The sequence below is a fragment of the Acinetobacter sp. TYF_19 genome (genome assembly GCF_043105125.1).
GTDB classification, from domain to species: Bacteria; Pseudomonadota; Gammaproteobacteria; order Pseudomonadales; family Moraxellaceae; genus Acinetobacter; species Acinetobacter johnsonii.
This window is the reverse complement of the sequence record NZ_JBICLH010000048.1, coordinates 147998-163713: the sequence shown is the minus strand read 5'-3', so window position 1 is coordinate 163713 and position 15716 is coordinate 147998. Positions and strand designations below refer to the sequence as shown.

At 41.1% G+C, this 15716-nt stretch carries 11 protein-coding genes and 1 pseudogene; 4 read left to right on the top strand and 8 right to left on the bottom strand.

Features of this window, described 5'->3' with window-relative positions; genetic code table 11:
• Positions 1-96 precede the first annotated feature (96 nt).
• From ACF8FD_RS06665 to ACF8FD_RS06650, 4 genes and pseudogenes are all read right to left on the bottom strand, one after another.
• Positions 97-285, bottom strand: a pseudogene (locus ACF8FD_RS06665) (site-specific integrase); the annotation flags it as partial.
• A 151-nt stretch (positions 286-436) separates the two neighbouring features.
• Entirely contained in the window at positions 437-1021 is a 585-nt protein-coding gene (ssb, locus tag ACF8FD_RS06660; RefSeq protein WP_004691666.1) for a single-stranded DNA-binding protein, read from the bottom strand.
• Positions 1022-1072: 51 nt separating this feature from the next.
• Positions 1073-2437: an MFS transporter gene (locus ACF8FD_RS06655; RefSeq protein ID WP_262469759.1), complete on the bottom strand. Its 1365-nt coding sequence runs from the start codon at positions 2435-2437 to the stop codon at positions 1073-1075.
• 159 nt (positions 2438-2596) lie between these two features.
• Entirely contained in the window at positions 2597-3676 is a 1080-nt protein-coding gene (locus ACF8FD_RS06650) for a DUF475 domain-containing protein (protein ID WP_262469758.1), read from the bottom strand.
• 210 nt (positions 3677-3886) lie between these two features.
• Between ACF8FD_RS06650 and tenA the strand changes: the two genes are divergently transcribed.
• The 3 genes from tenA (at position 3887) to uvrA (ending at position 8249) form a co-directional block, all read left to right on the top strand.
• Positions 3887-4561 carry a thiaminase II gene (tenA, locus tag ACF8FD_RS06645; RefSeq protein ID WP_004691671.1) on the top strand — a complete coding sequence of 225 codons (675 nt, stop codon included), beginning with the start codon at positions 3887-3889 and terminating at the stop codon, positions 4559-4561.
• Positions 4562-4722: 161 nt separating this feature from the next.
• Positions 4723-5097 (top strand): hypothetical protein, encoded by a 375-nt coding sequence (locus tag ACF8FD_RS06640; protein ID WP_125274284.1) that lies wholly within the window; start codon positions 4723-4725, stop codon positions 5095-5097.
• Positions 5098-5417: 320 nt separating this feature from the next.
• Positions 5418-8249, top strand: coding sequence for an excinuclease ABC subunit UvrA (uvrA, locus tag ACF8FD_RS06635; protein ID WP_262469757.1), 2832 nt, complete (start codon positions 5418-5420; stop codon positions 8247-8249).
• A 118-nt stretch (positions 8250-8367) separates the two neighbouring features.
• Here uvrA and ACF8FD_RS06630 read toward each other — a convergent pair whose 3' ends face one another.
• Both ACF8FD_RS06630 and ACF8FD_RS06625 read right to left on the bottom strand, forming a co-directional pair.
• Positions 8368-8835 (bottom strand): HIT family protein, encoded by a 468-nt coding sequence (locus tag ACF8FD_RS06630; protein ID WP_279678622.1) that lies wholly within the window; start codon positions 8833-8835, stop codon positions 8368-8370.
• A gap of 110 nt (positions 8836-8945) precedes the next feature.
• A complete protein-coding gene (locus ACF8FD_RS06625; protein ID WP_262469756.1) occupies positions 8946-10655 on the bottom strand; it encodes a GGDEF domain-containing protein in 1710 nt (569 codons plus the stop codon).
• 1084 nt (positions 10656-11739) lie between these two features.
• Between ACF8FD_RS06625 and omp33-36 the strand changes: the two genes are divergently transcribed.
• Positions 11740-12624 (top strand): porin Omp33-36, encoded by an 885-nt coding sequence (gene omp33-36, locus ACF8FD_RS06620; RefSeq protein ID WP_058870480.1) that lies wholly within the window; start codon positions 11740-11742, stop codon positions 12622-12624.
• 50 nt (positions 12625-12674) lie between these two features.
• On the opposite strand, the gene ACF8FD_RS06615 is transcribed toward omp33-36, so the two are convergent.
• Both ACF8FD_RS06615 and ACF8FD_RS06610 read right to left on the bottom strand, forming a co-directional pair.
• Positions 12675-14642: a choline BCCT transporter BetT gene (locus tag ACF8FD_RS06615; protein WP_234304356.1), complete on the bottom strand. Its 1968-nt coding sequence runs from the start codon at positions 14640-14642 to the stop codon at positions 12675-12677.
• Positions 14643-14799: 157 nt separating this feature from the next.
• On the bottom strand, positions 14800-15489 hold the full coding sequence (locus ACF8FD_RS06610; protein ID WP_004691682.1) for an ion channel: 690 nt from the start codon (positions 15487-15489) through the stop codon (positions 14800-14802).
• Positions 15490-15716: the final 227 nt, after the last annotated feature.

The following is a 15716-nucleotide window of genomic DNA, read 5'->3' as shown; positions in this document are numbered from 1 at the left end:
CAATTGGTTGTGCGGTAGATTTTGTGTGCAGGCTTCTTCATTTGAAAATTATATCGCTGAAAAACCCTTTACAGATAGGTTTGTGCAACAAAGCCATTTATGAAAAATATGGTAAAGCAGTTCAATATCTTCAAGTACCGCAACAATTGTGTTAACCGAATGCCCTCTGTTTCTCAAATAAATCATCGTATAAAGATTTGGGTATGTTAGAGGGAGACCATTACTATCAATTAAGACAGCAAATCTTTCCCCACTATTCATGACAAATCTTTTAACTGAAAGCATAAATTTTACAAAAAGTCTAAGTATTAAATATATTAAATCATAATAAAAAAAAGTTTACAGAACTATTTTAGTATCTGTAAACTTTCTCTGTAACCTACTAAATATAAAGATAAATTTTATAAACTTTACAAAAATATATCTCTAGTGTGTCTCAAAATGGAAGATCATCATCCATATCTGCTGGTGCTGCCGCAGGCGCTGACTGAGGTGCCGCCTTTGGTGCAAAACCGCTTGGATTATTGTTCGCATAACCACTTTGTTGGTTGTTGCTATTGCCCGCTGCAGGATTGCCGCCATAACCGCCTTGGTTGTTGTTATTGTTATAACCACCACCTTGGTTATTGTTGAAACGTGGTTGTGCATAACCATCATTTCCGCCTTGCATTTGCTCACCTTGCTGACGGTTGTTGTCGAGCATCTGCATTTGCTCACCACGAATTTCTGTAGTGTAGCGTTCTTGACCATTTTGATCTGTCCACTGACGAGTACGCAGTGAACCTTCAATATAAACTTTCGAACCTTTACGTAGGTATTGTTGCGCAATTTCACCTAGACGGTTGTGTAACACAATACGGTGCCATTCGGTTTGCTCTTTACGCTCACCTGTGCTTTTGTCTGTCCAAGAGTCGCTCGTGGCAATTGAAAACTGGGTCAACGAACCACCGTTTGGAAAAGTTTTCGTCTCTGGATCTCGGCCTAATGTGCCCACTAAAATAACTTTATTTACACCGCGCATCTGATGTTTACTTCCTATCTATTTCTATTATTTACTTTATAAGAGTTATGCTTAAATGGCTACCTCTTTCCCCAACAACTGCGTTAAATCTTGTCGCGTAGCATCATCTATTTGCTGCTTATCGACTTTTACATACGCTACTTGCTGATCAGACATCACCACGACCTCTTCAATACCACGAATCGCTAAAAGCTGTGAAGTCCATTCGTCCGTTTGTTTATGTTCAGGTAAACGCAATACCATCGAAGACAAATAACGCGGTTGTGCCAAGCCAAAACTAATCAATAACCAAACAATCGCCAGTCCAGTCAGGATGCTCCAACCCAAAGCAGTATTGTTTAACAGCAACAACTGACCACCTGTGACACCACCAAAGAATGCGCCTAAAAACTGGCTGCTGGCATTTACGCCCATCGCAGTCGCTTTGGACTGAATCGGTGCAGCTTTCGATAACCATGACGGCAGCAACGCTTCCATAACGTTAAAAGCAATAAAGAATAAGCCCAAACCTGTCAGCAAGATATACTTCGACTCAAAGCCAAAAATTAGGATGCCTAAGCCTAAAATAATGCCGCCAATGGCCGTTAAAAAGATGCCTCGCATTTTGCGATATTTTTCAGCCAACACAATACTTGGAAAGGCAAAAAATAGGCTAATCACCAACAGTGGCAAATACACCCAGCCATGCGAATTTAGTGGAATTTTTGCAAAATCGATGAGCTGTGAGGGAACATAAATAAACATTGCCGTCAGCAATAAATGTAAGCTAAACACTGACACATGCAGACGGTTCAGATCGCCCATTTTTAAGACTTGTTTGAGCTGAGCCAAATAGCCTTGCTGATAATTACGATGATGGCGGGTGACTTTTGGCACCAAAAACAACATCGAAATGGCCGCCAAACCCATGATGGTCGTTACCCAGAATAATCCTGAAATCCCTACTAAACCGGTAAGCCACGGCCCCAAACTAAAAGCTACAGCAAAAGAAACCCCGATACTCATGCCCATGGTTGCCATGGCTTTCATGCGGTTTTCTTCACGGGTCACATCCGCCAGTAGTGCCATCACCACTGCAGACACTGCTCCACCACCCGCAATGGCACGACCAATAATCACCCCATAAATGGTGTCTGACATCGCGGCAATTGCACCACCCAAAGCAAACAGAAGTAGCCCAGAAACCACCAAGGGCTTACGACTATAACGGTCAGCAATCAAGCTGAAAGGAATCTGTAAAATAGCCTGTGTTAAACCATAAATCCCCACAGCCAAACCGAGCAGCGCAGGCGTTGCATATTCATAGGTCTGCCCTGCCACAGAAAATACAGGGATGATCATGAACAAACCCAACATGCGTAAGGCAAAAATACTGCTTAAGGCAAAAGTTGAACGACGTTCTAAAGCATTCATCATAAACGAGGACAGACTGTATTGAATTAATCTTGGATCAAGATTATAAGCTATTCAATCCGACTAGCGGCATGAATTTTATGTTTAATAAAAGCCTTCCTGATCTGAAAAACAAAAAGCGCAGCCTGAGCTGCGCTTTTCTGCGGTTTAAAGCAATCTGCTTTAAGCGGCTTGATGTTTTTTGTATTGAATAGAAGCAATAACTGCCCAAACAATAAAGGCCACACCAATTAAACCCGTGACAACTTCTGGTACATGTAGACCTGTACCACTTGCCAGCATAATGAATGCTAAAGCACCAATGGCGTAGTGTGCACCATGCTCAAGGAAGACATAGGCATCCAAAGTCCCTTTTTCTACCAAGTAAATCGTCATCGAACGCACGAAAATCGCACCAATCGCGAGACCCAACATAATAATCACGACATCGGAAGTAATGGCAAACGCGCCAATTACACCATCAAAACTGAACGATGCATCAAGTACTTCTAGGTATAAGAAACCACCAATACCTGCTTTGACCACACCCGTGGTTGCGCCATTGGCATCATGTGTAACTGCATTGCCGTCTTCATCAACTTCAGGTTCACCACCCAACAAATGACTCAAGACTTGTACGCCAATGTAAACCACGATGCCCCAGATTCCCGCCATGGTCACCACGAGACGTTTAGCTTCATCGACATTAGCCGCCATCAACAAAAGTGCAATCAGTGCAAGGAAGACTGACATTGCAGGAACATTAGCCAAGTTCGCCAAACGGCGCTCCAACCAACGGAACCAGTGCGTATCTTTACCTTCATCCAAAAAGAAGTTAAGAAACACTAACAATAAGAACGCGCCACCAAATGCAGCTATTTCAGGGTGGTGATCCATCAGACGTTGTGAGTAGGTTTTTGGATCATTTAAAGCCAATTGAACAACTTCAACGAAGCCCATATCTGCAGTTACCGCCACAATTGCGACAGGGAAAATTAAGCGCATACCAAATACAGCGACTAAAATACCCACGGTAAGGAATAACATTTTCCAAAAATGATCCCAACCTCGTAACACAGATGCATTGACAACGGCATTATCAAAAGATAACGAGACCTCCATCACCGCTAAAATTGCAGTGATGGTCAAAGCAGTAAACATGGTCTTTAAGCCCGCTTCTGGTCCATGGGTAAAACCCCAGTACGCAGACAACGCAAGACACACGATCGTAAAAATGATAGAGAAACCAAAATGTTTCATCATGACAGATCGACCTATAAAAAATTTGGAGATGAACGAAAACTAAAAAACAGGTTGAGTTTTATGGCCGCAATTATGACGATTTTTGAGTCCGAAACCAAAACATCTTCGTTAATTTTTACTTATCTCACCGATGTACGGAGATGGATTGTTGTTCCGAGCAAACTGTTGTTATAGTCTTGCCCATATTTTGGCTTCCCTCAGGACCTAATCATGGCTTTTTCTCAAGACGTTTGGCAACGTAATGTCGACTTATATCAAAAAACACTGGCTTTACCTTTTAACCAAGAATTGGCTTCAGGCACACTTAATAAAGAAGCGTTTTGTCATTATGTGATTCAAGATGCGCACTACTTGGTGGCTTATGGTCGTGCTTTAGCGGTGTGTGGTGCCAAAGCGTATGAGGCTGACGACATTATTCAGTTTAGCCAAGGGGCCAAAGAAGCGATTGTGGTGGAACGCAGTTTGCATGATGGCTTTATGAAAAATTTTGATATTTCAAAACAGCAGTTTGAAGAAACACCGCTGACTTTGGCATGTCACCATTACACTTCATTTCTAACGGCAACAGCATGGTCTGAAAGCTACCCAGTGGTGTTAGCGGCACTCTTACCTTGTTTTTGGATTTATGCTGAAGTCGGTAAAGACATTGTGGGTAACTCTATCGCCAACAACCCATACCAAGCGTGGATTGATACTTACGCAGGTGAAGAATTCAACCAAGCAGTACGTAATGTAATTGCAACCATCGATAAAGTGGCTGCACGCTGTGATGCAGACACTATTGAGAAAATGCATAAAGCCTACCGTAAAGGGGCTGAACTGGAATGGTTGTTCTGGGACAGCGCTTATAAACAGCAGCAATGGCTCGGTTTAGACCACGCTTAAAAGCGAAAATGATCCAAAAAGCCCTGAACCCTTCAGGGCTTTTTATTTACCGAATATCGTATTTTTTCAGAAGGCGCGATTGCTATTTTAAGCATTTAAAACTAAACTTCAATAATGATAATAATTATCATTTACATAATTAACTTTCGAGGGCCATTCTCATGCATCCTGATACTCTAGGTACTGAAGCCATTCGTGCATTTTTTACCGTACAATGCTGCTGGCTAAATAACGAAGAAATATACCTTGAAAAAGGCTGTTTACACTGCGGTTCTGCCGCGACCTATCTCATTTATTATACCAATCCACATATTCAAAAATTGATGTTGGCGTTTATTAAAAAATATCATTGCGTTTTGAGTCGAGAACAAGACTTACTCGACCTACCAGACTTTGAAGATGACTACGATGCCTTCTTACAAACTCTTGAGCACGAAGTCAATTTCTATGCCCGTCTCCATCATGACATTATCCGTCCCTTTGCTTTTGAGACGGTCGACTCAATCTTTGAACGTCCTCATGCGCTAGCATGCTAAATGCTGCAACCATAACAATGCTCTATCTCTGAAGGCGTACGGCAAACCAAAAATAACACAGTCATGATTCAACTTTTGCTTTGCGCCGAATGGGTGATCCACTCTTTTTTAGGGAACTTATAAATACCTTCCTGTTTTCAGTCACAGCCAATATCGATAGCTTGAGACTTGTTTCAACACTGAAATCTAGCTACAGTCTAGCAGCATCAATTTTCTTTTGGCCGACATGATTTGTCGCTATAAAATCATGTTTAACACTTGAATAAAGCATAAGTCGTTATCATATACCTCCTTCATCTGCACAATTTCGAGATAGTTTTATGAGCCAAAGTCATATCCGTATTCGAGGCGCACGTACCCATAACTTAAAAAATGTGAACCTTGATATTCCCCGCGATAAATTCGTGGTGATCACGGGACTTTCTGGTTCAGGTAAGTCATCGCTTGCATTTGATACGCTGTACGCCGAAGGCCAGCGTCGTTATGTCGAATCGCTCTCGGCCTATGCGCGCCAGTTCTTATCACAAATGGAAAAGCCTGAAGTTGACTCAATTGAAGGCTTAAGCCCTGCCATTGCGATTGAACAAAAGTCAACCAGCCATAACCCACGTTCTACGGTGGGAACCATTACCGAAATTTATGACTATTTACGTCTACTCTACGCACGTGTCGGCACGCCATTTTGCCCAGAGCATGATTTGCCGATGGTGGCACAGACCGTATCGGAAATGGTCGATGCCGTAAAAGGATTGGATGAAGGGACAGCGTTGATGCTGCTTGCACCCGTGGTGCGTGAGCGTAAAGGCGAATATTCCAACCTGTTTGAACAGCTACAAAGTCAAGGTTTTGTACGGGCCCGTGTCGATGGTGAAATTGTAGATCTCGACCCAATTCCAGAACTCGATAAAAAGAAAAAACACACCATTGAAGTGGTGGTGGATCGTTTTAAAGTCCGTGATGATCTCGGCAACCGCATTGCAGAATCTTTTGAAACTGCTCTACGTCTCGGAAGTGATATTGCGATTCTCTCGTGGATGAACGGTGAACACCCAGATCGGGTCTTTTCGGCTAAACACTCGTGTCCTGAATGTGACCGTGCTGTCGCAGAATTAGAACCTCGTCTATTCTCATTCAACAATCCCTTTGGTGCCTGCCCAACCTGTGATGGTTTAGGGACCCGTAGCCATTTTAGTGCTGAAAAACTCATTCCAAGTCCTGATGTGTCGATTAGCCAAGGTGCTATTCGTGGTTGGGATCGTCAACGTCCGTATTATTACAGCATGATTGAAAAAGTGGCAGCGCATTTTGGTTTTTCTTTGGATACACCTTGGAATGAATTGGATGCGGATACCAAAAAGAAATTTTTATACGGTACAGGCAAAGAAAAAGTTGATTTAAGTTATATCGATGAACGTGGTCGCAAACATAATCGTGTACAACCTTTTGAAGGAATTTTGCCACATTTAGAACGTCGCTATCGTGAAACAGAGTCAAACTATGTTCGTGATGATTTAGCACAGTACCTGTCTAATGCGGCATGTGATGCCTGCGGCGGATCACGTCTGAATGAAATTTCACGCCATGTTCGAGTGAAAGACAAAACCATTGCCCAAATTACTAAAATGTCGATTGGTGATGCGGAAAGTTATTATCAAGATTTAAATCTTGATGGCGCAAAAGGCGAAATTGCCGATAAGATTTTTAAAGAAATTCGTGAGCGCCTGCACTTTCTAGTCTCTGTGGGTTTGAATTATTTAAGTCTATCTCGTTCAGCAGAAACATTGTCTGGTGGTGAAGCGCAACGTATTCGTTTGGCTTCGCAAATCGGTGCAGGTTTGATGGGTGTGATGTATGTCCTCGATGAACCATCGATTGGTCTGCATCAACGTGATAATGATCGCCTATTGGAAACCTTAGTCCGCTTACGTGATTTGGGGAATACCGTTTTAGTCGTTGAGCATGATGAAGATGCGATTCGTGCAGCGGATCATATTATCGATATTGGTCCTGGCGCTGGTATTCATGGCGGTCATGTGATTGCTGAAGGGACTTATGATGAAATCCTTGCGAATAGTGAATCACTTACAGGTCAATATTTATCAGGCAAACTGAAAATTGAAGTACCGAAAAAACGTACTGAACCACCAAAGCCTGAAGAACAAATTAAATTGATGGGTGCTGCGGGTCATAACCTACAAAATGTGGATTTAACCATTCCTTTGGGTGTGATGACCTGTGTGACTGGTGTATCTGGTTCAGGTAAATCAACGTTGATTAATCGTACTTTATTGCCTTTAGCAGCAACACAGCTTAATGGTGCAACCACTTTAACGGCTGAAAAATTTGACTCAATTGATGGTCTGCAATTCCTTGATAAAGTTGTTGATATTGACCAAAGCCCGATTGGCCGTACACCTCGTTCTAACCCTGCAACGTATACGGGTTTGTTTACCCCAATTCGTGAATTGTTTGCGCAAACACCTGAAGCCAAAGCACGTGGTTATGCTGCGGGACGTTTCTCGTTTAACGTGAAAGGTGGTCGTTGTGAAGCCTGTGAAGGTGATGGCATGATCAAAGTGGCTATGCACTTTTTACCTGATATGTATGTGCCTTGTGATAACTGTCATGGTGAACGTTATAACCGTGAAACGTTAGAAGTGGGTTATAAAGGTAAGAATATTTCCGATGTACTGAATATGACAGTTGAAGATGCAATGCATTTCTTTGATGCGATTCCTGTGATTCATCGTCGTTTAGAAACACTGAATCAAGTGGGCTTGGGCTATATTCGTTTAGGTCAGTCAGCAACGACTCTATCAGGTGGTGAAGCGCAACGTGTGAAATTAGCACGTGAATTGGCAAAACGTGATACAGGTAAAACGTTATATATCTTGGATGAACCCACTACAGGTCTACATTTCCATGACATTGCTAAACTGTTAGATATCCTTCATGAGCTACGCAATAAGGGCAATACTATTGTGGTGATTGAGCATAATTTGGATGTGATCAAAACTGCTGACTGGGTGATTGATTTGGGCCCTGAAGGTGGTGCAGGTGGTGGGATGATTATTGCGGAAGGAACGCCTGAACACGTGGCGAAGAATAAAGTTTCGCATACTGCGAAGTTTTTGAAGCCGATGTTGAAGTAGTAAATCCTCCCCAACCCCCCTTTTAAAAAGGAGGGAGTTCCCATTACTAATCAAATGGTGTTCCCCTCTTTATCAAAGAGGGGTTAGGGGGGATTACCATACCAACAGTTTACTTATATTATTCAAATGCTCGAATCTTCTCCGCCAATTTCGCCAACTCGTCATCATTTGCTCGCTGAAAATCATGTGATGAAATATAGCCTTCGTACTGCTCAAAGTATTTATCAACATTAGAATTTACAGCTTTCCAGTTTTCATGCACTTGCATAGTTCCATGCATAGGGAACAATTTTGCATGTATATGATCGACACCAAAACCTTCAAATACCATTGCGGTACGTCCAACGTCTTCAAAGAATCCATCTAACTTTTTCGCAATTTTCTTGGTATAGAGTATTAACCCAGTTAAAATATCATCATCTAAATCAAAAGCATAACTTGCATAATGCTTTTTCGGGATCACAACCGTTGCGCCTAATGTATTTGGAAAGATAGTCAAAAAAGCCATATAGTCATCATTGCTATCAATGACGTGGCAAGGTATTTTATTTTGAATCATCTGACAAAAAATACAGCCTTCGCTCACGTTTAGCTCCTTCTATTATTATCAAATTTAATTTAAACACAGACTTCTATTGAGTTATATCACCCTGGTTTTTTTGATATTTCCAGTAGCTAAGAATTTCACAAATAAACTCAACTCGCCACCTTATTTTTCCCCTGCTCTTTGGCTTGAAACAAAGCACGATCGGCTTTTTCTAACAGTGCCATCCAACTGGTCGCACCAATTGCGACCCCAATACTAATACTAACTTTTAAATCAGGGCAACGTACATTATCAAGTGGCTTCGCTTCATAAATCTCAGCACGAATCTTTTCCGCGATTTTTAAAGCGCGCTCCATTCCAACATTTTCAATCAGCACAATAAATTCGTCACCACCGTAACGTACCAACAAGTCAGATGTCCGAATATTTTCTTTTAATTTTTCAGCCACAAACTGAATCACCTGATCCCCCATCAGGTGCCCATACACATCGTTGACCTGTTTAAAATGATCAATGTCGATCACCATTAAACAAGTCTCCGAAAACTGAGTCGGCTGATTTTCCAAAAGTTTAATGTATTCATTCAACGCATAACGATTTGCAACCCCTGTTAATGAATCCAAATGTGCAATATTTTTGAGTCGAAACTCCAACGCATCTCGCTGCTGAAGCGTCTGTTTTAACTGCTGAATTGCTGTAAATAAAGAATACACATTGGCGGGTTGGTCTTTAGTATCCATCGGGTTGGGGCGAAGACAGGAATGAGATAAATCAAACAGAATTTCACGCGCTTGAATAAGTGGACCAAACACTCTCTTACGCGCGTAGATCATGGTAAACAGTGCCGCAAAAATTGAAATCAGTGAAATACCCACCGTTGTGAGCAAAATATTTTGTGCTTTATGCTTTTCGATAATGGCTTTTTCAACGCTATATTTGAGTAAATAATTTTGCAATTCCACCACGGTCGAAAATTTATCAACGATTGCTTCAGTTAACTGTGTCCCTGTTAAATAGTACGGTCGATGGTAAATACTTTCATTCATCAAGCGCTCTACGATTAATAGCCCTTTGGCTAAAAACTCGTTATAAACCGCTTGATGCAGCACTTTAAATTCTTCGGTTTTATCACGCTCGGGCTGTAAGGTATCAATGAGTTCCCACAAATACATCACTTGCCTCCGAGTCTGTAAAGAACGCGCTAAATTGGTTTCAGGAATCGGTTGTTTAAAAGCCACATGTGCCATCACATTGGATGCAGCACGACCGGCCTGATCACGTAAGTCCGCTAATAATAAAATTTGGACATAGAAGTTTGAAACAGCGGTGTCTTTGCCTTCAGATACAGCGATTACGTCTTTTAAAACATCATGACTACGATCCCAAGCACTAAACATTTTTAGGATGGCTTGATCCATGGTCTCGGCATTACGTTGCTCACGTGGTAGAGCTGCATAGGCATCTACCTGTTGTCTGCCTTGCGTTAAAGCTTCATCTAAACGGTCAACTAAACTTAAATCTAAATTTGGGAGGTTCGAGTGCTTTAAAACTTCTAAAGTCTTTTTCATCTGCTCATCCACCGTGAGCCGATATAGTTTTAACTCAAGCACGTGTTTGGCAAAGGCTTGTTGATTACTCGACATGAGTTTATTGGCGGGCGCACGCTCTCGTGAAATCTTATTGGCCAAGTCTGCAACAGCCTGTAAGGCTTGTATTTCAGTTAAAGCTTGGTTGGTTTTGTTGTAATCACGATAACTTTTAACTATCAACGGAATGGATAAGCTGCACAATGACAAAATAATAATGCTCATTGCAATATACAGCTTTTGACTCAAATACTCAGAGCGTATTTCTCGCATACTTCAACCACGCCCTCATTCCCAAATAAAAGAAAGCTAAATTAACTGTTTATTATACGAACAGTATATCGTGTATTTAAGTGATTAATTCTTTGTTTTGCATCGTTTTAAGATTTCATCATCCCCAAATGATCACAGCTAAACTTTCACTCACCTATGAAAGCTGAGTCAATCCATCCTTAATAATATTCATGTTTAGTGTGAATTTCATTCAATATTTTTAATTCCCATTTTTTAAAGTTCCTATATTTACACATGCAACATTTAAGTGCATAATGCACAGTATTGGGTCAAATTAGAGTATATCCTCAGCAAATATTCTAATTTTCCCACAAATTTTGGCGGAAAAAACCAACTTCTCTTAGAGGTTGGTTTTTTTTTGCTCGAATAAAAGTTTTCAATGAAAAATACAGCCCTACATTTGCACCATTATTGTGCATTAAATTCCAATAAATTTTTATTAGAAAAAAGAAGATCTCGAAAATTTAAATAAAAAAAAAGCCCAACCTTGGGGAAAGTTGGGCAGATAAACAAAAACTGTTTGAGAAGAATTAGCTTCTCACAAAACAACAATATTGTTAAATGATTCGCTAAAATCATTATGAAATAAATCTGTTCACTTGTAAAGCCACTAAAGCACTATGGATTAACACAACGCCATAATTAGCGTGAAAATTATCACAAATACTCAGAGGATATGTACATTATGCAAGCAAAAAACGAGCTTTTTGCGCTAATTTTAGGCGTTTTTTAGATTTAGGACACAAAAACGCCTATATTTAAGGTGCTTTATTTAACTTTTTTACCGTTTATATCTATATATTCAATCTAATTTACCAATTAAAAATCAAGTTCAGTACAATTCATTTTCCTGCATTCTCTGTTTTCTAAATAGGTATACCCTATTGTTCTGCTGTAAGTTTTTTTTGGTTGACATGGATACACTCAATTGAGTAATTTTTAACCCATAACACAACTAGAGTAATTACTCAATAATATAATACCATTAGAGCTCATTGACTTAATAAATTGTTACAATAGAATAGCCTTAGTTTAATCCAATGTTAACAATCTGGTAAATATCATGAAAAAACTCGGTTTAGCAACTGCTTTATTATTAGCCATGACCGGTGCTCAAGCATACCAATTCGAAGTACAAGGTCAATCTGAATACATCGATGCATCTGATGCAAATGACAAAGATTTTACTGGCGGTTTACAAGGTACTTTCTACTTTAAAGATGTTGATTCATCTAAAGGTCCTTTAGCTGAAGCTGCTTTTTTAAACCAAGCTTCAAATGTTTCTTTGGCATATAACTATGCTGAATTAGGCACTGACGGTACTGATTTCATCGCACACAACTACGGCGCTAAAGCAGAAGCGTATATTCCTACTAAATTCGTTCCAGCATATGCAAGTGCGTCTTATAGCCACACACATTTGGATGGTAAAAACAGCGAAACGCCTGATGACAATGGCGACCGTTATGCACTTGAAGTGGGTGCTTTAGCTGCTCCGAACTTCTTGGTTGCTGTAGGTTATACTAGCGTTGCTGACCAATTTGCTCTTGATGCGTTCAACGTAATGGGCAATGGTGTTGTTAAAGCTGTTGGTGAAGCTGCTACGATCGGTGAAGATCAAGACGCGGTTACTGCACGTACTAAATACGTAGGTAACATCGACGGTACAAACATGGCGCTCGGCTTAGAAGCTGGTCTTGTTTACGGTGAAGACACCGCTTACCAACTTAAAACTGACCTTTACTTAACTCCTGCGTTAAGTGTTGGCGCTTCTTATGTTGAATCAAGCTTTGCTGGTACTCCAGATTCAGCTTGGGGTGCAAACGTTAACTACTTCATCACTCCAGCAGTTGCTGTAGGCGCAAGCTATGTAAATGCTAACGCTAAAGACAATACTGAGAATCTTGATACTCAAACTGTTGGCGTAAACGCTAAATTCCGCTTCTAATTTCATTTAGAAACTGAATATAAAAAAGGACGCTTTTAAGCGTCCTTTTTTTAGTTTGTGGCTCTGACTAAATTTAAGAAATGTAAATGACGCTCATATTGGTCAATAATATCTTGCAAGAGATCATCTAAAGTCCAATCCATCACATCATAATTCTGTCCACCTTCTCTTAAGAAAACTTCAGCTTGATAAAACTGCTGTTCTTCGAGTCGATCCGCCATAAAACTGGGTGGCTGGGTTTCACGGGCAACCACCTGATAGATGAAGTTAATTTCATTATGGTGATCCACGCGTAACTGCAAGCCATGCTCAATCGGTTGAATAGTCACGTCTAGCTGACGGCGCTGAAATTCCTTTTGTACTGCTGAAAAAGCATGTTGTACCTGCTGGCCAATGAACTCTTCGACCTCAGACTGGGTATGCGGATAATGCATAATCAGACCTAGACGCTGTTGCCAACTGCGTGGATTTTGAATCGCACGTGGCGTGATTCGCGCATCTTGTAGTGCACGCATTTTGGTGACATCCAAACGCAATGCTTTCAGTAAGCCCCAACAGACCAGTAACATAATCAGAGTAAAGGGCAAGGCACTCATAATTGTGGCCGATTGCAAGGCTGAAAGTCCGCCTGCCATCAGTAAGATAATCGACAGTAACGCAATCAAAATGGTCCAAAATAGCCGTTGCCACAAAGGTGAGTTTTCTGTTTCTGCGGTTAAGTAATCAATCACCAATGAGCCTGAGTCGGCTGAAGTCACAAAGAATAGCACCACCAGAACGGTCGCAATCAGGCTCGATATTTGAGAGAAAGGTAAATGGGTCAAAAATTCAAACAGTGCGACGGATGAATCTTGTTGTACCGCTGAGATTAACGAAGTGTGCCCATCTTGAATAATACTGAACAGCGCTGCATTCCCCATGAAGCCCATCCAAATTAGGGTAAAGCCTGTAGGAATGAACAACACCCCGACAATGAACTCGCGAATGGTTCGACCTTTAGACACTCGGGCAATGAACATTCCCACAAAAGGCGACCACGAAATCCACCACGCCCAATACATAATGGTCCAACCACCAATCCAACCATTGGGTTGGTAGGCATAGAGGTTGAAGGTCATCGTGAACAGATTAGATACATATTGCCCTGCGTTTTGAATGCTGGTTTGTAAGATATAAATAGAAGAACTGGCAAAAAACACAAATAACAGTAAAACCAGTGCCAGCACCAAGTTCAATTCAGACAGCCGTTTAATGCCTTTGTCCAAACCAAACCCGACTGAGAGCGAAGCTAAAAAAGTGACAAAAATGATTAGCCCGACCTGAATACCAATACTTTGCTGAATGCCAAAAAGATAATTCAGTCCCGAATTAATTTGGGTCACCCCAAAACCAAGTGTGGTCGCAACCCCGAAAATGGTGCCTAAGGTTGCAAAGGTATCAACCGCATCTCCCGTTGCACCATAGATTTTTTTGCCCACCAAAGGATATAAAGCAGAGCGAACTTTTAAAGGCAAATTATGTCGGAAAGAGAAATAGGCCAGTGACAATCCCACAAGCGCATAAATGGCCCATGCATGTAATCCCCAGTGGAAAAAGGTGATTCGCATTGCTTGTTGTGCGGCATCTACGGTTTGCCCGTCTCCCGTGGGCGGGTTGACATAGTGCATCACTGGTTCAGCGACACCGAAGAACATCAAACCAATTCCCATCCCTGCGGTAAACAGCATAGCAAACCAAGAACCACTGCTATATTCAGGCAGACTATGATCAGGACCGAGTTTGATTTTCCCCATATCGGAGAGCGCAATAAAGATCAGCAAGATCAGAAATAACGCGACAGATAAAACATAAAACCAGCTAAATGAATCAATAATCCATTGATTTAAATGTTTGGTTAAAGCCTCAAAACCACTTGGGTCAAAAAGAATCAAGGCCAGAAAAAGCACTAGAATCAGGACAGTGCTGAGAAATACATTCCGTTTGATGTTTGCAAACAGCGATGGCTTTATGGAAGGCATAATTCCCCCAGAAAATTATTTTTAGTACAAAGATATAACCAAAATGGTTAATTAGACGAGTCTAATAAAGAGTGAAGAATGAATAGCTTAAAATTTAACGATTCTGTTCCATCATAATTTATGTTGAAAAATAAGGCAGTGCGAATCCTGTAACAGTTTAATTTTCTTTATGATCATTGGGCCGATGCTGAATATACTGCAAGGCAATCAAGCGTGAGACGACTAAAGCCAAATACATCACTCCACAAAACATCTGTAACATCGCAATCATACGAGCCAGCGGTGTTAATGGCATTAAATCGGACAAACCTGTCGCCGACTGCAAACTAAAGCTTAAAAAAAGTAAATCGAGCCATGACTGTGCGCCCGCCACATTGGGATTTAAAAAGCTATTGGGTTCTAAAATCTGGCAAATGCTATATAAAAAGGCAAAACCCCATGCAATAAGGGTAAACACTGCCCCTGCAGCAAATAGCTCATCTTTGGTCAAATAACGGTCTGCAAACATATAGCGCAGCAAGCCATAGGCCGCAATAAAATAGGCCATCGCCTCAAAGGCATGGCTAATCACCAACAGCATCGGATCTCGCGCACCGAGCAATATCAGTAAGGAAAAGAACAATGCCCCACCAACAAAGCTCAAGCCGAGAATGGTGAACACGGGAGTTTGACGAATGACCTTGGCAATGAGTAACAGGACCAAAACACCTAAGCCCCAAACCAATACACGTAAGGACAAACTATGGCCGCTCAACAGTGCCAAAATCAGCATAATAAATTGCAACAGCAGTAACCATGCTGAAGGCAGTAGACGGAAGCCTTTCCAAAATTCGACAAATACTTGCATATGCAGCCTGTTATTTTTAAAGCCAAGTTTGATTGGTTCTTGTTCTCGCTTTTTTAACTTAGCATGAATAGCCACTGAAACCGATGCTTTTTATTCGTGTCAGTCGATTCATTTTGCCCAACAATTTGAGTACTGCTTGAGTACTGAATATCACAATCTAGGTCTTTCAGCATTCAAAGCCAACACAGTTAAGAGAATCAACACCATAAAAAAAGCCCCGATGAAGG